The sequence below is a fragment of the Paenibacillus sp. strain BS8-2 genome (genome assembly GCF_054483835.1).
Genome location: NZ_CM137010.1, coordinates 169,693 through 189,058 on the forward strand (window position 1 = coordinate 169,693; position 19,366 = coordinate 189,058).

The 19,366-nt window shown below is 49.9% G+C and carries 16 protein-coding genes; 4 read left to right on the plus strand and 12 right to left on the minus strand.

The genetic code is table 11. The features are described 5' to 3' along the window. Positions 1-3: 3 nt before the first annotated feature. The 9 genes from ACX1C1_RS00650 to ACX1C1_RS00690 all read right to left on the minus strand — a co-directional run bounded on the left by ACX1C1_RS00650 (position 4) and on the right by ACX1C1_RS00690 (position 7,953). Positions 4-1,293, minus strand: a complete 1,290-nt coding sequence (locus ACX1C1_RS00650) for a glycosyltransferase family 4 protein (protein ID WP_458955275.1) — start codon at positions 1,291-1,293, stop codon at positions 4-6. After that, positions 1,290-2,534 carry an O-antigen ligase family protein gene (locus ACX1C1_RS00655; protein ID WP_458955276.1) on the minus strand — a complete coding sequence of 415 codons (1,245 nt, stop codon included), beginning with the start codon at positions 2,532-2,534 and terminating at the stop codon, positions 1,290-1,292. Before ACX1C1_RS00655 ends, ACX1C1_RS00650 begins: the two co-directional genes overlap by 4 nt. Positions 2,535-2,677: 143 nt before the next feature. Continuing rightward, positions 2,678-3,934 (minus strand): glycosyltransferase family 4 protein, encoded by a 1,257-nt coding sequence (locus ACX1C1_RS00660; RefSeq protein WP_458955277.1) that lies wholly within the window; start codon positions 3,932-3,934, stop codon positions 2,678-2,680. A gap of 12 nt (positions 3,935-3,946) precedes the next feature. Next, on the minus strand, positions 3,947-4,609 hold the full coding sequence (locus ACX1C1_RS00665; protein ID WP_458957558.1) for a sugar transferase: 663 nt from the start codon (positions 4,607-4,609) through the stop codon (positions 3,947-3,949). Next, a complete protein-coding gene (gene galU / locus ACX1C1_RS00670; protein WP_458955278.1) occupies positions 4,609-5,514 on the minus strand; it encodes a UTP--glucose-1-phosphate uridylyltransferase GalU in 906 nt (301 codons plus the stop codon). The genes ACX1C1_RS00665 and galU overlap by 1 nt, the downstream gene beginning before the upstream one ends. Before the next feature lie 219 nt (positions 5,515-5,733). Further along, complete coding sequence (locus ACX1C1_RS00675) at positions 5,734-6,426, minus strand: CpsD/CapB family tyrosine-protein kinase (protein ID WP_458955279.1); 693 nt, start codon at positions 6,424-6,426, stop codon at positions 5,734-5,736. After that, complete coding sequence (locus tag ACX1C1_RS00680) at positions 6,407-7,162, minus strand: YveK family protein (protein ID WP_458955280.1); 756 nt, start codon at positions 7,160-7,162, stop codon at positions 6,407-6,409. Before ACX1C1_RS00680 ends, ACX1C1_RS00675 begins: the two co-directional genes overlap by 20 nt. Before the next feature lie 146 nt (positions 7,163-7,308). Then, on the minus strand, positions 7,309-7,608 hold the full coding sequence (locus ACX1C1_RS00685; RefSeq protein ID WP_458955281.1) for a hypothetical protein: 300 nt from the start codon (positions 7,606-7,608) through the stop codon (positions 7,309-7,311). Between the two features lie 171 nt (positions 7,609-7,779). Further along, positions 7,780-7,953 (minus strand): hypothetical protein, encoded by a 174-nt coding sequence (locus tag ACX1C1_RS00690; RefSeq protein WP_458955282.1) that lies wholly within the window; start codon positions 7,951-7,953, stop codon positions 7,780-7,782. Positions 7,954-8,404: 451 nt separating this feature from the next. Between ACX1C1_RS00690 and ACX1C1_RS00695 the strand changes: the two genes are divergently transcribed. After that, on the plus strand, positions 8,405-10,480 hold the full coding sequence (locus ACX1C1_RS00695; protein ID WP_458955283.1) for a hypothetical protein: 2,076 nt from the start codon (positions 8,405-8,407) through the stop codon (positions 10,478-10,480). A gap of 137 nt (positions 10,481-10,617) precedes the next feature. Here the strand turns inward: ACX1C1_RS00695 and ACX1C1_RS00700 are convergent, their stop codons facing one another. Both ACX1C1_RS00700 and ACX1C1_RS00705 read right to left on the minus strand, forming a co-directional pair. Further along, positions 10,618-13,554: a DUF4832 domain-containing protein gene (locus tag ACX1C1_RS00700; protein ID WP_458955284.1), complete on the minus strand. Its 2,937-nt coding sequence runs from the start codon at positions 13,552-13,554 to the stop codon at positions 10,618-10,620. A 179-nt stretch (positions 13,555-13,733) separates the two neighbouring features. Beyond that, complete coding sequence (locus ACX1C1_RS00705) at positions 13,734-14,741, minus strand: LacI family DNA-binding transcriptional regulator (protein ID WP_458955285.1); 1,008 nt, start codon at positions 14,739-14,741, stop codon at positions 13,734-13,736. Positions 14,742-14,944: 203 nt separating this feature from the next. Here ACX1C1_RS00705 and ACX1C1_RS00710 point away from each other — a divergent pair, with 203 nt between their 5' ends. The 3 genes from ACX1C1_RS00710 (at position 14,945) to ACX1C1_RS00720 (ending at position 18,221) form a co-directional block, all read left to right on the plus strand. Next, positions 14,945-15,763 (plus strand): helix-turn-helix domain-containing protein, encoded by an 819-nt coding sequence (locus tag ACX1C1_RS00710; RefSeq protein ID WP_458955286.1) that lies wholly within the window; start codon positions 14,945-14,947, stop codon positions 15,761-15,763. 94 nt (positions 15,764-15,857) lie between these two features. Continuing rightward, positions 15,858-16,844, plus strand: a complete 987-nt coding sequence (locus ACX1C1_RS00715; RefSeq protein ID WP_458955287.1) for an ABC transporter substrate-binding protein — start codon at positions 15,858-15,860, stop codon at positions 16,842-16,844. A gap of 45 nt (positions 16,845-16,889) precedes the next feature. Beyond that, positions 16,890-18,221: an NtaA/DmoA family FMN-dependent monooxygenase gene (locus ACX1C1_RS00720; protein WP_458955288.1), complete on the plus strand. Its 1,332-nt coding sequence runs from the start codon at positions 16,890-16,892 to the stop codon at positions 18,219-18,221. 152 nt (positions 18,222-18,373) lie between these two features. On the opposite strand, the gene ACX1C1_RS00725 is transcribed toward ACX1C1_RS00720, so the two are convergent. Beyond that, positions 18,374-19,312: an Rpn family recombination-promoting nuclease/putative transposase gene (locus tag ACX1C1_RS00725; protein ID WP_458955289.1), complete on the minus strand. Its 939-nt coding sequence runs from the start codon at positions 19,310-19,312 to the stop codon at positions 18,374-18,376. Between the last annotated feature and the right edge of the window lie 54 nt (positions 19,313-19,366).

The window sequence follows — 19,366 nt, forward strand, 5'->3', positions numbered from 1 at the left end:
AGACTATCTTCCCGCGCCGGCTTTCATATTGTGTCCGGCAAACGCATTCTCCGGTTGCGCAAGGCCGGATTGCCCCAGCATGACCGATTGATATAATTCCTTATGCTGTTCAAGCAGCGATTGTTTGGTGAATTTGCGGCTGTGCTCCAGGCATTCGCTTTGAATCGTTTCCTTCTCTTCGGCCGAGTGGCAGTAATATTCCATCAGCTTGTCCCGAATGGCATCCGAACTGCCCGGCTCGAACAGAAATCCGCGATTCATGACAACGTCCGGTATTCCGCCCACAGCCGAGGCGTATACGGGCGTCCCCACTTGATAGGATTCGATAATGACTCGGCCGAACGGCTCTTCCCAGATCGAGGGAACGACAGTCACGTCCACCCGGGCCATGAGCTCCCGCGCCTCGGCTGGCTTCACTTTGCCGGTGAACACGATACGTCCGTCGTCGCCGCACGCAGCCTTCAGCTCCTCCTTCAGCTTGCCTTCGCCGCATACATAGAGCCGCTCCACCTTCTCTTGCGGCAGCGACAGGACGGCATCAACGATTTCACGGACGCCCTTCTCCTGCTCGATTCTGCCGAAATAACCGACGCGCAGCGGCTTTCGCGCAAATTCCTTCTCGCTCGCGGCGATGTCGCCTTCCACCGCGTTCGGAATGACTAGGTGCTCCGCATTCGGGAACAATCCCGATTCCGTGTGCCTATTCAAAATATGAGAGGATATGCCGACCACCGCGGATACCCGCTTGCTGAAAGCTAGGGAAGGCAGCTTGTATAACCGTGCCATGAACGGATTCGCTATAGGCGAGCTGACCGGCGAGATGAGCGAATAATCCCGCAGCGTATGCACGATCGGTACGCCTGCCCGGCGAAAAGCTGACCAGATCCCCGGTCCGAACCCGGACAAATTTTGCGTATGGACGAGATCCGGCCGTATTTGCTTAAGAAGGCTCGAAACAGCCCCGATTTGCATCGGATTATACATATCGATAAGCCTGCGGGCTACCTTATGCAGCGTGCCTCGACCTTCCCCCTCGCCGATCCAATACAAATTGTTGCAGGGGAGGCGATGAACCGTAACCCCATTGATCCTCTCCGACGAGATGCCGGCGCTCCTCTTCTGCCCGCCTGTCGTGAACACATGCACGTCAGCCGCGGAACTAAGCGTTTCGGCCAAAATTTGCGTCGATATTTCCGCGCCGCCGATAATATGCGGCGTGTACAAGCTGTTAACGATTACGATCTTCATGCTCTTCATGCTCTTCATGCTCTTCATGCTCTTCATGCTCTTCATGCCTTTCGTCTCCATTCGCTATAAATAGGCCTAACGGGCGGCAACAGGCCTCTTGCCCGAACGGGAGCGCGTACCGGAAGGGCTGTACGCACGGCCTCCGTTTCGAACCAGCCCCCGCGGATGAACCCGAACAACAACCAGAAATCCAGAAAAGCATATGAATCAAAATTCATCACTAGGGCGATGCATAACGCAAAAGCGAATTTAGAATACGGATTTGCCCCGCAACTACGAAAAATCGAAACGAGAAACCCTCCAAACAGGATAACCCCTATAAGGCCTTCCTCCGCGAACACCTTCGACACCAGATTTCTCGATGTAGCTGCATCGGGCTTATTAAACACAAGATCGTGCACTTCGGTGAACTTCAATCCGCTGCTGAAATACTGCTGTAGAAGGGAGGCAAATTCCGTATAATAATATCCGCCGCCAACTCCGAATATCGGATGTTTGGCGAATTCCAGGAAACCGATGGCCGGAAACACCAGCCGAATAAAAAAAGAATTGTCGTTATTCATCAATTGTTTGAAATCGAACTGAAACCGATCCGTAAAGTAGCCGCTTATCTTGAACGTTTCGATCAGATACGGCACGCCTACGACAACGACTAAGGCGGATGCCGCCAGAACGGCCAGCATCTTGCCCCTGTTCTTGCTTGTTGACAGCACGTAAATGACCAGCGCGGTCAGGAGCACCAAATAGGCGTAAGCCGAAAAGGATACCACCATAAGCAATATCGTGGCTATGAACAAAAGCAGCAGCTTGCGGAAGCCCCGATTATACAGGAAAAATAGGATCAGCCCGCCGCTTAACATGTGGATCGCCGCCCATGCGGGCTCGCCCGACAGCATTTGAATTCTTCTGAGATACACCTTCTCCGCAAATAGTCCCGTAAAGACGCCGGAAAATCCGCTGCGAATGAAGAACGAATCAACGAACTGCATAAAGCCGGCCGCGAGCGGGGGGATAAACGCGATCGCGATGCTTTTGGCGATGCCCTTCATAATGTCCGGATCTTCCTTCGCTTGCTCGGCGACATACACCGTTACCCGGTACATCGAGAGGCCAAACAGCAGCGTGATACAATGAGATGCGCTGCTGCCGATATCGCCGTTCATCGTAGCCACAATCAAGGAATGCCCGATGCTGTACATCACGAAGAGAAGAAGAAAAACATCCCCTTTCTTGAACCTGAAGTCGGTTAACAGGAGCAAGACGGAAGCAAGGAACATTGGAAACATCGATACCGGCCGGTAGACCGAGAAAGGGATAAACGGCAAGCTGTCGTACGTGAACAGCATCAAAGATAATAGGAATAGAGCTATTACAAGATTTCGAGTTATAACAAGATTTCGGATAACCAACACCTGCTTTGGCAATTGCCTTACGATAATATCAGCTCCAGATTTTTGCGGGTTACGGAGCTGCTGAAATGACGGCTCACGTAACGGATCGAATTGCGCGAAACTTTTTCGTTCATCTCTTGGTCGTTCAGTAACAAGAGCACGTTCTGCACCATTTCCTCATCCGTTTCGGAGACGAACAAATCCTCATGATTGATGGCGTTGATGCCTTCGCTGCCTATCGGATTCGTTACGACCGGAACGCCCCAAGACATCGCCTCGACGATTTTCGTTTTAATTCCGGTGCCGAACAGAAGCGGAGCGATCATTAACGCGGCATCGCTAACGACCCGCTTCACGTCATCCACTTCGCCGGTTACGATCACTCCGGGATAGGTCTGCTGCAGCTTCAACACTTCCACGGTCGGGTTTTTGCCGATGATATGGAACGTTGCGTCCGGCGCCTTCCGCTTTATGCTGGGCCATATCTGCTCGCAGAAAAAAACGCAAGCCGAGCTATTGTGGGGAATGTCCATCTTCCCGACAAAGACGAGCTTGTTCCGGTCGTACGAGCGGGGAATACCTCTCGATGCTCCATCCGGGTCGAATCGCATCGGTATGCCGAGACAGGATCGATGACTTACGATTTGCCGGAACGATTCCGCTTCTTTGGGCGAAGTGAAGATCAGATGTTGGAAACGGCGGGCAACATGCTTTTCGTACTTGTGCAGCAGCTTGCTTTCGAACGCGATGAGCCACTTCTGAATGAACTTCAAATCGGCAAACCGCTTGAGTCCGGCTGGGAGCTTGTTCGAGAAACCGCCGAATACGGACGGAATGTACTGAAACCATTGAAGCTGGCGTTCATAGCGCAAGGACAGCAGATCATCGTAACTAAGCACGCGTTGCCCTATTCCGTCCGCTACGTACTCCGCGACGCGTACCATGTCGTAAAAGATGTAATCCGGCTGCTCTTCCGCTATGATCCGTTTGATCTCCCGATGCGTTATCCGGGAGTAATAAACCGATACCTGAAGCGGCCACTTCCGCAAGATGAAGGAATAGACCAGCGCATTGTACAGCTTTTCTGCCATGCCCGGCAGTTTCAGACATTCGAGCCGGGAGATCGCGGCTGGCCGATCCTTCAAGTACTTTTTGTCGTCGACAAAGGACAAGTTCACGATTTGGCATTCGGGATAAATGTCTTTGACTTGCTGAATGTATTGCATAAGCAGATTTTTTCTGCCGTCTGTATTCGGAAACGGTAGCCTATTTGTAATAAACATCATCTTTTTCATCCGTTATCCGCCTTAGAAAGCATCTTTTGCCCCAAGGAGCACTCTGAATGTCTTGAATATGATGATCAAGTCATACACGACGCTCCGCTTTTGAATATATTTCAAGTCCAGTTCGACCATTTCCTTAAAGCTGAGTTCATTACGGCCGCTAACCTGCCATAGACCCGTACAGCCGGGCGTAACTGTTAAACGCTGCTTGTCGTAATCCGTATATTCTGCCACTTCCCTAACTAAGGGAGGTCTCGGTCCGACCAGGGACATATCGCCCCGAAGTACGTTGATCAGCTGCGGGAGCTCGTCAATGCTCGTTCTGCGGATGAACTTCCCGACCTTCGTAATACGCGGGTCGTTCTTCATCTTGAACATTGCGCCCTCGATTTCGTTCTGGGCGAGCAACTCCTTCAGCTTTTCTTCAGCGTTGCTTACCATAGAGCGGAATTTAAACATCCGGAACTGCTTCTCGTTCTTGCCGATTCTCGTTTGATAAAATAATAAGGAGCCTTTCGGATCCTCGAGCTTGATCAGAACGGCAATGAGGACAAACAACGGGCTTAACAGAATCAAGCCTATCAGCGAACCGGTTATGTCAATGGTCCTCTTCAACACCAAATTCAAGGAAAATCGATACTCGTTAGGCCTGTTCAATGCGACTTCATCGCGAAATTGTGGTTGCATCATGATTCACCCCCAATTGCGATCAAGTGCTTCCCGTGCTCTCTCTCCAGCAGTTCTCCAAGCTCGATCAAGAGCTGATGACGAAGCTCGTTATTTCGGAGAGCGAAATCGACGGTCGTCATAATAAAGCCGAGTTTTTCTCCTACGTCATAGCGTTTGCCTCGGAAATCGTAAGCGAAGACGCCTTGATCCAAGTTCAGCTTCTGGATCGCGTCGGTCAATTGGATTTCTCCGCCCGCACCGATTTCCTGCCGACCCAAGTATTCAAATATTTCCGGGGTAAGCACATAGCGGCCCATAATGGCCAGGTTGGAAGGCGCTTGTCCCTTCGGCGGCTTCTCGACGAATCGGTTCACCTGATACAGTCGGCCCATCGTCTCACCGGCATCGACAATCCCGTATCGGTCCGTCTGATCTGGATGAACGGCTTGCACGCCGATAACCGAACGCTGCGTAAGCTCGTACTGCTCAATCAGTTGCCTGGTGCAAGGTGTGTCTGCTTCTACGATATCGTCTCCAAGAAGAACGGCGAATGGCTCGTCCCCGATAAAATTACGGGCGCACCATACGGCGTGGCCAAGTCCTTTCGCTTCTTTTTGCCTAATATAATGCAAGTTAACATTGGATGATTTCTTTACTTTTTCCAGTATGTCGAGCTTTCCTTTAAGCTCGAGCGTATATTCCAGCTCAAACGCGCTGTCAAAGTGGTCTTCGATCGCACGTTTGCCTTTGCCCGTCACGACGATGATGTCTTCTACGCCAGATTCGATGGCTTCTTCTACGATGTACTGAATGGTAGGCTTGTCAACGATTGGAAGCATTTCTTTCGGCATGGCTTTCGTCGCCGGCAAAAACCGGGTACCTAGTCCAGCGGCAGGAATAATGGCTTTTCTCACTTTTTTCAATTGACCTTCACCCTACCTTCTATTTTTTTATAAACGTAAAAATAAAACAATCAGGGCATTTAACCCTTCCTCACGTCACACCCTTGACGATTAACGTCTAAGGTCAATTGACCCACAGCATGACCGAGTGCCTCCGGTGATAAAGGTGCAGGAGACATTACCTTCCTTTTTTAAGGAAGTTCAAAAAGTCCGCTTCCCATTACGAGGTATTTCTAGGTGCTAAGAGTTGCTGCCTACTTTGTAGGAATAGGCATAGGCATTCACTTGTTTGCGGCTAATGTTGTTGAGTACGGCGCCGATCAGATTGGCATGTACATGCGCGAGAGAAGCCTTCGCTTTGAGCACGACCTCTTTCTTCACGTTCCCCGAGTCGATGACCAGAACGACGCCATCGCTTTGCGCCGCAACGATTTGAGCGTCCGTATAAGACATGATCGCCGGCGTGTCGATCATGATGATGTCGTAGGCATCCCTCAACGTCTCAAGCAGGCTTCCCATTTCCTTCGACGACAACAGCTCGGATGGACGATGAGGAGTCGGGCCTGCAGTGAGAACCGACAGATTGTCCGTACTCGTCCGCTGGATAACCTCCTGCGGCTCCAGCCGGTTCAACAAGGCGTTCGTCAAGCCTTTATGGTTGGATACGGAAAAAATGTAGTGCTGCGCCGGTTTTCGCAAATCTGCATCGATCACTAGCACCCGTTTGTTCGCTTGAGCGAATGTGACCGCCATATTGGCGCATGTCGTGCTTTTTCCTTCGCCTGGCTGGGAAGAGGAAATCATAATGATTTGCGGTTTATCGTTATTCGTCGCAAACTCGATGTTCGTCCGCAGCATCCGGTACCCTTCGGAGATAGGTGATTCCGGATTTCGTTCTGTAATGAGATTCCATTTACGTGTCAAGCGAGACATTGCTTCCCCTCCCTGCTCCTCGATTCATCGTTGCCCCGCTGCCTGCTTCTACGGCGTCACTTTTGTTGAACCTCGGAATCGAGGTCAGCACCGGTACGCCAAGCAGGGCCTCGACGTCTTCTTCGTTCTTAACCGATTCATCCAAATGCTCCAGAAGGAAGGCCAGGCCTATGCCCGCCATCGCAGACAATATAAATGCGACGGCAATGTTCATAATTGGATTCGGCGCCACCGGGCCGCGTTGCTCGCTTGGATCAGCCAGATCCAAGACGGCAACATTGTCAATTTTCATCAATTCGGGAACCGATTTTTGAAAAACGGTCGCAACGGCATTGGCCATATTGGCCGCCTTCTCATAAGAGTCCTCACGGGCGGTAATGGTCATAATCTGCGTTTCGTTAACCGAGCTCACAGTAACCTTGCCGCTGAGCTCACGGTACGAGTTTCCAAGCTCAGGATGCTCGGCTAACACTTTCTTCATCATGCTAGGCGTTCTTACGATCTCTTTATAAGTCTTGATGAGCCCGATCGTGGAGGTAATGGAGACTGGGTCTATGCTTGGCAGCAGCTCGGGGCTATCCTTGAAATCGCCTACGATGAGCGTAGAGGAAGCCATGAACTGCGGTTTGATGAATAAAAAGGAGTAGATGCCTACGGCCGTACAAACGACGATGATCATGAGTGCAATGAGTAGCAGCCTTCTTTTGACGATGTGCCAGTAATGTTTCAATTCCAACAAGGTCTCCTCCATTACTCGTAATATTTTTCTTTTTCGACCTGTTCACACATATTCATAACGAATATTTATCATTTAGTATTATTCAAAACGCGACCTTTTGGACGTAAGAATGGCATAGAAGCGTTGCCTCTATCCCTTCTCCCTTATCCAGAAGCCCTTACCTGGCATTGGTTCATAAATTCCTCAATCGTTCCTCCGTTAATGACATGCTCCATCATGTCCTCCGAGCCAGCCTCATGACCCAGCTTCTTTAGGAGGAGCGACACGACCTTGGCTATATCTATTGTGTCGTTTCTTGGATAATATCCGGTGTAAACAAAGAGATCGGCGAGCGAACCGGCGTTCTGGAGCGTCCCCTCGTGTACCAGTGAAGGATCTTCGGATAAAATTTTCAAAAATAGCTTCAGCCTTATTCGCTTCTGCTCTTGTCTCGAAATCTCCATTGTCGAACTCCTCCATTTCCACACTTCCTTTTCCCATTCTCTTCATGAGGTAAGCTAAGATTGCTACAAAACGACATTTAACACAACTATAATTAGGAAGTTCTAATATTAAGAAAAATATAGTTTTTAATTTTCCAAGCTTTTACTTTGAGACTAGTATGCCATAGATTATTACAATTCTTGAGGGAACAAAGACATGTTGTTATTTAGCATTCCCTTCTCATTTTTAGGGCCAATTTCATAAGAATTCGTTCCTAATTTATCCATTTTGTTCTGAATGAACACATCTGTTTTTGCCAATGAAAAAGTTATTTTGTCAGATGAAAGCGCTTTATGGTCTTTCATGGCCAGCCTGCCTCCAGAACTATTTCGTATCGTTATAAGCCCAATACAAACCTTGTTATATTAAGGTTGTTTCCGCTTCCACGTTTTTGGAGACTTCTCCCGTTACTTCATAAAATCGTCTTTCTTACATCAGGAATGGGACTATTGACCGACGTCCTTGACATTGTTAACACGACCATGTCAGTCGACATTATTTGCATCAACCAGGAATATTTATGAAAACGGTTTATTTATAATAAAAAAAATAGAGAACAGACATTTTCATCCAACAAATTAGCGATTACTTTCAAAAAAAAACATGATTTCATTCCTTCAAACACGCATATAAGCCAAATCGACAACGCCTCTAACATTTTTATTAGGACCAAAGAACGAAACTGGGCGGCGCAACGCGAGAGAGGAAGGAGCTTTGCCGATAAACAGATTATCACATTAGTCGGAGGATCTACATATGATGAATACAAGATCCAGGTATAATCGCAATGGTATTTTGACTTACTTGTTGGCATTCGTCGTCGCATCCATTTTCGTCCCATACGGTCAAATTGGAGGGGAAGGCTCTATGCTAAGGACAGGCAACTATCTTCACAGCCCCGCTCCGAACGGCGGGAACTCTCCCGACTGGAATAAATCCGGGGTTATATCCACGGCGGAAGGCGTCTTGTTCGACGGAACCTCCGCTTACGCAGGCTGGATGGGGAGCTCAACCTCGCAACCAACCGTAAATGTCGTCATCGATCTGCTCCGGGACTACCCACTGAGCCAGATCCGCATTGTGCTCAATTCCCCCAATACATACTGGGGATTTAAGGACATTACCGTCAAGTACCGTCCTGAATCGGCGACGGGGTATTACATTGCGGCAAGACACGTAAGAACGGGAACTGATCTCAACTATTCGTTAACCGTCCCTATGTCGGACAAGACGGCCAGATTTATCGTGCTGAATATTAGGCGTACACAACCCTTTCAACATATTCCGCTGACGGAAGTCGAGATTGATGGAGGTACAGGCGCCTACAATCTTATTCCTGGACCTGCGCTAACCACGGAACAATTGCTGGCCGAGCTGAAGAAAGAAGCGCTGCTGGCGGACCGATTCGGCCAATGGATGAATGAAGACTGGCCGGGCAAAGTGACAACAGAAGCTCAACTGCGGCTGGAATATGCGGCCGAGGCAGCCGACTTGGCGAATGTTGCGCCGGATCCCGCACGATATGATCCATATGGCGGCATCAAAAGCTTAGGAAAACAAGCCGCCACCGGCTACTTCAGACTTCAGGCCATCGACGGAAAATGGTGGTTCATTACGCCGGATGGCTATCCCTTTATCGTGAAAGGAGTCGATGCGACAAGCTTGTGGGAGTTCGGCTATAAGACGCCGATTCTAAAGACGGACGGCACCGTCAAGAAAATTTTCGAGGAATTGCCCAATCGTTCGGCTTACGCCCCCGCTTACACCAGAGATGGGAATGGCGAATATGTCAGCTTCGTCGTAGCGAATGTAATGAAGAAATACGGCAACGATTTTGAGTCGAAATGGGAAGAGATGACGATGAATCGTTTAATCGAATGGGGCTTCAATGCGTTCAGCAAATGGACCAAACCGAGAAGCTTCACGTTCCCGTACATTCAATCCTTGCAGGACCCCGCTAACTTGAGAAGGATTCAATGGACGTACGACTTGTTCGATCCGCAGACCGGGCCCATCATCGAGAACGCGCTGAAGACGCAGCTCCAGAGCACGAGATCCAGCAAGTGGCTAATTGGTTATACGTACGATAATGAAGCGGGCTGGAATACCGATATCGTAAAAGAGGTACTTACCTACTCTTCGACCTCTCCGGCGAAAAACGCATTCGTTGATTTGGCCGCACAAACCTATAACGGCAGCCTCGCCGCGGTCAATCAGGCTTTGGGCACGAAGGCAGCCTCGTTCGCCGCTCTGAAAAATACCCGGATCGATATCACCAAGGTTCCTGAGGCCGTCGTATCGGAATATATCAAGCTGGCATCCAGAACGTACCATTCGATGATCAGGGATATTATAAAGAAATACGATCCGAACCATCTGTTCCTGGGGACATCCATCGTTCCTACATGGCGCACGAGCCTGGAGTGGGATCAGGCGGCGATGCCTTTCGTCGATGCCTTCTCCGTCGACGTTTATTCAAGAGATGCAAGCTGGATTTCCAGATATGAAGCATTCGGCAAACCTCTGCTCAATCTGGAGTATTCTTTCGGCTCGTCCGAACGCGGGCTATCCTATATCAATATAGGTACGAGGACAACGAGCGTGAGGGAGAGAGGGCTAGCGTACCGGGCTTTTGCGGAAAGCCAGGCCGCGCATCCGTTGTTTGTCGGTTCAGGATGGTTTGCCTATTACGACCAGCCGGTTACAGGGCGTCCGGACGGCGAGAGCTACAACACCGGACTCGTCAATCAGCAGGATCAGCCGTACACGGAAATGGTCGAGATCATGAAGGAGACGCATGCAAATTTGGAATTGGTTCACCTTAATCGATAATCACTAGAGTAAGGGGCTGCATTCCCATATGTGAACAAAGAAGTCAGGAGCTGAATAACTCAGCCCTGACTTCTTTGTATTGCGTCGGAATACCTCTAGACATGTATCAACATCATAATAGCTGCATACTCGTCTGTTTACTCAAATCGAATCTCATCGATCCAAACCGTGCTGTTGCCCCCGTGCCAGAAGGACATGGCTAGCTGCCCAGGGCTTGTGCGATTGACGCCTTTCGCCACCAAATCGATTTCGATATTTTTGTAGGCGGTCGTAATCGTGTCTCCGCTTAACGACCCTAATGTTTGTGTCACGCCGCCAAGCGTGAGCTGAACATGATTTTGTTCCCCGCCGCTTGCGCCTTTGACCCGAATGATCAGCTTCGAGTAGCTGCTGACATTCTGGGCAACCTCCGAGCCTAACCAGCCATCGTTGTTATATTGCAGCTTTAACGCGCCCGATTCGATGACGCCCGAGCCGTTCACGAACCCGTTCGCACCCGTCCACTTGCCCAGATCGTTTGTCCCCGGCCAGCTTGGCGAGCTGTCGAAGTTATCGACTAGCAAGCTGGTCGTGCCACCGGCATTCGTGGTGACGTTAAGAGTTGCGCTAGCCGCAGATAGATTGCCCACCGCATCCTTCGCTCTCACCGTATACGCGTATGCCGTGCTCGCGGTTAAGCCGCTGTCCGTATAGCTGGTCACAGCGGAAGTGCCAACTTGGTTGCCGTTTCGGTAGATGGCGTACTCCGCAACGCCAACATTGTCCGTCGAAGCGGTCCACGCCAAGCTCACGCTGTTCGTTGTTTTGCTAGGCGAATTCAAACTCGTCGGCGCGGTTGGCGCTTGCGTATCGCCGCCTCCCCCTCCTCCGCCGCTAATCTGAATGCGGTCGAAATCCGGCGCCCAGCCAGTCGGATTAGAGAAGTGGATCGTATTATTCCCCGCATTCAGCTGAACCTGTGCCTGAACGCTGCCAACCGTTGTCCATCCTCCGGTACTTGGCAATTGAATAGTGACGGCCGTTCCTCCGTTCACGCGCAGCTGTGCGGAGCGAGCCTCGCCGCTAAGATAAGACACCGTCATCGTATACGTACCTGCCGCCGATGCGCTGACTCCGTTAAACTGCAACGTACCGTCATTGTTTCCGACATATCCTACTTTCGAGCCGCCCGAGCAAGTGCCGCATGCTGCAATGACGGCAGCTCCGGTTCTGGTGTTACCCGTTGCTTCCGCTTCGTATGACGCTCCCGTTCCTCCCCCGCCTGAGGCGTTCGTGGTCGCACTCACGGAGCTGCTTGCGCCGGAAACATTCCCTGCCGCGTCCTTGGCTCTGACCGTGAACGTATAATTCGTGCTCGAGCTAAGCCCGCTATTCGTGAAGGAAGTTCCGGTCGCAGAGCCCGCCAACGTTCCTCCGCGGTAAATATCGTATCCGCTCACGCCTACGTTGTCGGTGGAAGCCGACCAGGTTAGGCTGACGCTGCTCGAAGTCGTCCCGCTTACTGTGAGATTGCTCGGAACGCTCGGCGCCTGCGTATCCGTGCTTCCACCGCCGTCGCTGTAGCCGCCATCATATGCTGTCTGGGTCAGGCTGTACGATAACGTATTATCGGGTTTAATCGCATCGAACGTTCCAAGATTCTGATCGGCGGGATCCATGCCGATTCCCACTTTACCCAGCGGCGTTCTGCCGCCGGTGTAATAATTCGTATTCGCAAATCTGGCGCTTGGCTTATATCCGTAAGGGTCCAGAATGGATAACGCTAATGTGTAGGTACCTGCAGGCATATTGGACGGAATCGTAAAAGCGCCATTCACCTGCTGTACAGCAGGCGCTTCGTTATATTGACGCGTTGTGCTGTTCCAATCATCACCAGGCATCCAGTTCCGGATGTCCGTGTTATTGAAGATGCCTTTCCACGCTACGGTACGATCGCTTCTAAGTAGACTCGCTTCGACCGGCCAGTTGTAGTAGAACGGCGCCGAACCTTTGTTCACGACCTGGAACGATACGTTCATCATGCTGCCAGGCGTCACGTTGCCGGAGAAGGTCGCTTGGTTCACGACGAACCGATAACCGAATTCCTTCTGCATCAAAGCGGCGCCTTGCGAGACGGCCGAATTACCTGCATCATACAGATCGATCCAGCCGAGGCTGGTTGTATGTGTTTTTTTGATCCAGTCGATGACGTAGTTCCGATGAGTCGGATCGCTTAACGTATCGTTTGGCGAATCGCCGGGCTGAATGTGCTTCTGCCCCCAATCGTAAGCCACCTCGCCTCCGTTGACCTGCGTCCGCCAGACGTTTCTTGCGACGATTCCCTCTCCTCCAGACAAATCATCTATCAACGCGAAGGAATCCCACAGGAACCCGAAGTTAAAATTCTGGAACGTGTCAGGATACCGCACTTGAACCTTCTTATTCTGGAAGGCTTGCGTTGCCGCATTGCCAAGCGCCGTCTGGAAAGCGAGCGGGATACGATCCGTGTTGTCGGACAGCTTATCCGGCCAAATATGATGCTCGCCCCAATTCCCCCACAAGCCCAGCTCTATGTAGGCGACTCTTGGGTCGTTATCCCAAGCTTGCCCGAGCTTTGCGACGAAGGCTGTCAGCCGATTTTTTAACGTTTCCGACGTCCACTGCGTCGTCACATCGCCGTGCGGCACACCGTCAGGCCAATACTCGCCTCCATTCGGATAGACGATAAATACGCGGGGAATAACCTTTTTGTTCTGCGCTTCAATCCCCGCCCATGCCGTATTGCTCCAATCCTTGATCTTCTGCACAGAGTCCGTCGCTGCATTCTCCAGATCGGTGTATTTGATATAGTGCTTGAACACCGTTCCATACTCCGGGCTCGAGAACGATGTGTCGTTCATGAAACGGGTAGGCCGGAAACCTTTAAACGGATTCTTGAACGCTTCTTGTGTTTCCGTCAGATTGACGCTGATGGGACCGATTGCCGCTGATGCCGTCTCCACCTTGGATACCGAGAGCGAACCTCCCGCCAGCAAAATGAACGACATCAAAGCAGTAAACGCTTTCATGAATGGCCTGGAAACCTTGCCTGTCATTATTAATCCCTCCCACATTTACTCAATTCGTGCAAATTGTTTGCGCAAACTTTTGCGCTTTTAGTATATTCTACCTGTAATCTCTTCGTCAATAGAAATCATTGCACAACAAAAAGCCGCCCTCCGACAATCGGAAGACGGCTGTGCAGGCTTATCAAAACTTCTGCCGCGTGCTACGCTTATTTTACCGCTTGAGCGCAGGATTCACGTTCAATAAGCTCTGTTTTGAGACTGATGTTCACTTCAGAAATGTTCTTGTTCGTGATCAATTCCGTCAGCACCTTAACGATAATGGAGCTGATATCATAACGGAATCTCCGTACCGTCGTAAGCGGCGGAACCATGAACTCCGACAGCTTGAGATCATCGAAGCCGACCAAAGATACATCCCTGGGAATCCGGATGCCAAGCTCCGAGAGTCCCTTCATAGCGCCGAATGCAATAATATCGTTAAGCGTAAAGATCGCGGTAATAGACGGCTCCTCACGCATCAACTGCTTCACGGCTTCATAGCCATGCGAAGGGTCGAACGCCCCTGTGACGACATGGCTTTCGATCCAAGGCAGCTTCAAATCTCGAAATGCGTCTCTGCAGCCATCCAGGCGATTAATGTTCACAAGATGATTTTTGGGCCCCGCGATGATCCCGATCTTACGGTGTCCCAGTCCGTGCAAATATTGAATGACTTCGTAGGCGCCTTTGCGGTTATCGTAATCGATGAAGTTGTGGCCGCCCTTGTAGGTTCTGCCATTCGTGAGCATGTAAGGCATGCCAATTCTCTCGAGCTCATCGAAGAGCTTGTCGCCCGCCACGGGATCAAAGATGATTGCTGCGTCCACTTTATCCTCGCCGAGCATTCTGTTAACCGGAGAGGACGGCATATCCGCGCCGTGTTTCACGATATGGACTTGATGGCCGTATGCCTCGAACTCTTCCTTTAAATGAGTCAGGTCGGCCGATGTAGATGGATCGTTGTCGAAGAAATCATTTTGCCCGGGAACAATGACTGCAATCGAATAAGAAATGCCGGCCAGCTTGGAGGGAGTAACGCCTGGCTTTAGATGCTCATTGGCAATATCCAATACCTTTTTGCGGGTTTCCTCGCTGAAATTGCCTTGATTGTTTATGATCCTGGACACCGTACTGATCGAAACGTTTGCTTTTTTTGCGATTTCTTTAAGCTTCATTTGCTCTCCCTCCCAACGTTAGGAAACTTTTTTGCACAATAATGAAATTATAGCTTTTTATTGCGCTTTCAGTCAATTGGTGCTTCGAGTGCAACCTTATAGTGGCTTGAGTAATTGACCTCACAAATGCTAACAGGTTGGAAGTCCCTCTGAAATGTGGCACTATAATAGAATAATCATTACTAATAAAGGAGATTGCGGCTATGGACAAGCTGAATGAGCTCGTTATCGAATTTTCGCGCCATGCTGTTCGCCATGTCGATGTGTACTGGGGCATAAGGGAGCCAGATATTATTGAATATAACTTTCGCACCGTCAATCCCGGCTTCGTGTTTCCACTGAAAGGAAACGCGTTATATCGATTCGACGGAACCGAATACGAAATTCGTCCAGGCGTCGTCGTTCACGGTGGGCCGGGTATGACTTTGGATATGGAATACGGCTCCTCGGGAATGGAGTTTTGTCTAATCTTTTACGATACGTATTCCGTTGAAGGCGTGAACAATACATACGAAAAATCTCATTTTCTATTAGAGCCGGGCGAGCACTCTAGATTAACGGAGCTTCTATATGAGATTCATGCATCGTCCAATAACCCCGACATCTTTTCCGCCTATCGCACCAAAGTACTGTTCGGCACCATCACAGATGAGTTATTCAACACCTGCAGAAATCGGAGAGAACGAAGCGGACAGCAATTGGCTAACCAAATCGCCGATTATATGAAGGAGCACTATCAGAAACCGATAACGATGAGCGATCTAGCTGCCACATTTGAGTTGGATGAGAAACACTTGGCATACAGATTCCACAAACATACGGGCATCAGTCCCAAAGAATTTCTCATTCAATATCGGATGACCCGCGCCAAAGAGCTCCTGCGTAATAGCAATTGCTCCATTAAAGACATCGCGCGGAGCGTCGGTTATTCGGATGCCTATTATTTTAGCCGTCTGTTCAAAAAACATGTCGGATTATCACCACTCGCAACTCGCACCGGATTCGGAAAAAGTCCATCCTGATTTAGAAATTCGTATATTTACCCGCTAGTTTTCTCTTTGTTATTATTGATAATGAATTTCATTGTCGATAGATCAAAGACAGGAGCTAAAAGAAATGAAGAAATGGTATGTTCTTATTCTCGTTATTTCACTGGGAGGCATGCTGCTTGGGTGCGGTAACAATGGGGCGAATCTTGATACAACCCCGTCTAGCAGCACAAGCCCGTCATCAACAGCCAACGCCGAGCCCTCCTCTACCCCAAGCGCCAATACGGATTCGGAGGAGCTCCCGCAAACCCGGATATATAAAGATGCCATGGACAGGGAAGTTGAAATCCCCGTGCGCCCTGAGCGTGTGGTCACCATATCGATGACCGGAGAGATGGCACTCCTAGGAAAAAAACCGGTTGGAGCGGCTGACAATTGGCTTAAATTTATGAGTGAAGAAGAACAAGCTGGAATCGTCAATCTCGGTCAATTGCCTGGAAATATGGAGAGCATTGTATCGCTTGAGCCCGATTTGATTATTACGCCTGCCCAAGTCAGCAAAGCAGAAAGTATTGAAGCGTACAGCAAAATTGCGCCAACGGTTGTTGTTCCGTTTTTTGGCGATGCGCTGGACAGGTTCCGCATCGCGGGTGATTTGATGGGGATGTCAGACGAAGCAAATGCCTGGATCGAAAGCTACCTCAAGAAGGGGGAGGAAACGCGCAAGAAGCTGGCTCCCGTCGTCCAGGATGGTCAAACGGGTATCGTTATTCAGTTCAGCAATAGATCCATGTTCATTTTCCCGGCAAGCACGTACCCAACGGTCTATGAGACACTGGGCTTGAAGGCGCCGGTCGAGGATGTTTATACCATTACACAAGGCATGCAAATCACGGAAGAATCGTTGCCTGAATTCGCTGCCGATCATATCTTCCTCGTCACGACCTTCGGCGATAAGGCTTATGTGGACGAAGTGCTTAAAGGTCCAATTTGGAGCAATCTGCCCGCGGTTAAAGATGATCGCGTCTATGTGCTCGGAGATCGTATCTCGGCAGGAGATGCTCCCGCGCTGGATTGGTCGCTGGACGAGATCGTCCGCCTCATGAGCAAATAATAGATTCAAGCGGCAACCCATCTATTGAAAGAGAGGATTGTCATTATGCGTATTTCAGAGAAGAGGCAGCTTAAGCTCGCTGCCCTCCCAGTGTCTCCAGCCCACTTAGGCGGTGGCTGGAGATACCCTGGCGCCGACGCCGACCATGTGATGAATTTATCCTTTTATCGGAAGGTCGCGCAGCAAGCGGAGCGAGGAAAACTTGATATGTTATTCCTTGCGGACAAATATATTCTGTCTTCTCATACCGACGATCCCGAATTCGAAAAAAACATTCATACATGGCCGGAGCCCGTAACCTTATTATCCGCTTTAATAGGAACAACGGAGCATATAGGTTTGTCGGCAACTCTGTCTACTACCTATCATGAGCCCTTCCATGTGGCTCGGACCATTGCTTCGATGGATCATCTCAGCGACGGACGCGCGTCCTGGAACGTCGTTACTTCGCGAGGCGACGCCGAGGACATCAACTTCGGGCCATCGAATCGCATTCCGCAGGAGCAGAGACATGAGCAATCTACGGAATTTCTAGACATTGTAAGAGCCCTATGGGACAGCTGGGAGGATGACGCTTTACAGAAGGATCGATCGGGCGGCTTGTACGTCCATCGCTCCAAGATCCATCCCGTACCGTTCAAAGGCAGATGGCATCAGGTGCAAGGGCCGCTTAATGTGTCCCGACCGCCGCAAGGTCACCCCGTCATCGTTATGGCTGGAGAGTCCGATACGTTTAAGTCACGCGCTGCCAAGGATGCGGATGTTGTTTTTACTTCATTAAATAACCTAACGATTGCACAATCGTTCTACAAAGATATCAAATCGCAGCTTGCCCTATTCGGCCGCAAGCCTGATGACCTTGTTGTCATGCCCGGACTGAATCTGGTGATCGGCCGAACAGCAGCCGAGGTCAAGGAGAAGGAGGCCTTGTGGCAGGAAGCCTTCGGTACCATGAACCGCATGGATTACATCTCTGCCGTTCTGGGAGTCGATTTGCTCGAATACTCGCCGGATGACGCGCTTCCTGATGAGGAAAACTTCGTAGTTGCTGCGGGAGAGCGATACAAGCTTCTCTTGGAGGATGCTCGTAGAAACGGTCTAATTACCATTCGCCAAGCCTTTGAAGCCGCGAATAGCAAGAGAGGTCATCTTACACTAAAAGGGACACCAAGCGACATCGCTGACGTGCTTGAGCAGTGGCTGACCGAACGCGCTGCCGATGGTTTCATCTTCATCCCTCAGCATATGCCGGGGAGCCTTGATGACCTTGTCGAGTTGTTAATACCCGAATTGCAGACCAGAGGTCTATTCCGCACCGAATACACGGGTCGTACTCTGCGCGATCATCTGGGACTGTCGCGTCCTGGCGGTATGTAACTCGCTAAGACATTACCATATGACCTGATTAGCTCCAAGACCACTGAAGACTTACTTTTTTCTTCGCTGGCAAGCTATGCAAAAACGAAAAAGGCATCTACTCCCATTTATTAGGGTATGGATGCCTTTTTCTCGGACTTTTGTAGCTTCTTCTAGAATTCTTTTGCCTCGCGAATCTCATCAACAGAACAACCGGTTACTTTGGCTATGAGATCCACCTCTAATCCTTCCGTTAACATGTTCCTTATCACTTCTGCTTTGGCTTTCTCGATGCCCTTCTCTATGCCTTTCTCAATGCCTTTCTCGATGCCCTTCTCGATTCCTTGCTCCATCCCCTTAGCTACTCCGTCTGCGATGAGACTGTTACGTTCCATCAAAGAATGTTCCCGGGCTTCATACAGTCTGTACGTCTCTTCATCGCTGCTAAGCCGAAGAAGCAGCTCTTCGGTTTTCTTAATGTTCACATCCATCTCGATCAACTCCTTTAATTGATTATCCAGAAGCCTTTCGTCCAGATACAACAGCCAACGATGCAATGGATTGTTTAGATCCTTCTCCATCCGCTCAAACTTGGGCAGCTCTAGAAACTGAACCTCAAATGCATCAGTCAGCAATAAACTCTTGTCTCTGTCATCATATAAGTGGAATGTCGTATGAAAGGTGTCATGCTCTTTGAATAACAGAAAGTCCAACAGATTGATCGTTACCGTTCGCTTCAGTTGGCTATAATCATCACCTTGCTTGACGGAGCCGATATACATCTTGCTCATATAAAATAAGGATCGACGCGCCATGTTGCGTTGATCTGTTAATTGCATCTCGATGTCGTACTGCACTTGGTCGTCTGATTCCGCCGATATATCCAGACGTCCTGTCTTATCGTCTACCATCTTCTTGGCCAATTGCTTGTTGTCCTTCACCTTCAAGCTGCGAATACGCTTCTCGCCTTCCAGGCCAAGAATGGCATTCAGCAAGCTGATCAAGCTTTCCTTCGATTCCTCTTCCCCGAACAGCTTCTGAAAGATAAAATCATTTTTCGGTTTCATCCTGCGTTTCGGAATGGTCTTGTTTTTCGTTCTTTCTGCTTCCATTATACTCGCTCCCTCTAGGTTTTGCATGAAGCAGCAATAATCCTCCCCGTCGAT

Bases quoted from the DNA above. Each gene is read 5' to 3' on its own strand.
- ACX1C1_RS00650 (WP_458955275.1), bottom strand. From the start codon at position 1,293: ATGAAGAGCATGAAGAGCATGAAGAGCATGAAGAGCATGAAGAGCATG.
- ACX1C1_RS00655 (WP_458955276.1), bottom strand. From the start codon at position 2,534: ATGTTTCCAATGTTCCTTGCTTCCGTCTTGCTCCTGTTAACCGACTTC.
- ACX1C1_RS00660 (WP_458955277.1), bottom strand. From the start codon at position 3,934: ATGAAAAAGATGATGTTTATTACAAATAGGCTACCGTTTCCGAATACA.
- ACX1C1_RS00665 (WP_458957558.1), bottom strand. From the start codon at position 4,609: ATGCAACCACAATTTCGCGATGAAGTCGCATTGAACAGGCCTAACGAG.
- ACX1C1_RS00675 (WP_458955279.1), bottom strand. From the start codon at position 6,426: ATGTCTCGCTTGACACGTAAATGGAATCTCATTACAGAACGAAATCCG.
- ACX1C1_RS00685 (WP_458955281.1), bottom strand. From the start codon at position 7,608: ATGGAGATTTCGAGACAAGAGCAGAAGCGAATAAGGCTGAAGCTATTT.
- ACX1C1_RS00690 (WP_458955282.1), bottom strand. From the start codon at position 7,953: ATGAAAGACCATAAAGCGCTTTCATCTGACAAAATAACTTTTTCATTG.
- ACX1C1_RS00695 (WP_458955283.1), top strand. From the start codon at position 8,405: ATGATGAATACAAGATCCAGGTATAATCGCAATGGTATTTTGACTTAC.
- ACX1C1_RS00700 (WP_458955284.1), bottom strand. From the start codon at position 13,554: ATGACAGGCAAGGTTTCCAGGCCATTCATGAAAGCGTTTACTGCTTTG.
- ACX1C1_RS00705 (WP_458955285.1), bottom strand. From the start codon at position 14,741: ATGAAGCTTAAAGAAATCGCAAAAAAAGCAAACGTTTCGATCAGTACG.
- ACX1C1_RS00710 (WP_458955286.1), top strand. From the start codon at position 14,945: ATGGACAAGCTGAATGAGCTCGTTATCGAATTTTCGCGCCATGCTGTT.
- ACX1C1_RS00715 (WP_458955287.1), top strand. From the start codon at position 15,858: ATGAAGAAATGGTATGTTCTTATTCTCGTTATTTCACTGGGAGGCATG.
- ACX1C1_RS00720 (WP_458955288.1), top strand. From the start codon at position 16,890: ATGCGTATTTCAGAGAAGAGGCAGCTTAAGCTCGCTGCCCTCCCAGTG.
- ACX1C1_RS00725 (WP_458955289.1), bottom strand. From the start codon at position 19,312: ATGGAAGCAGAAAGAACGAAAAACAAGACCATTCCGAAACGCAGGATG.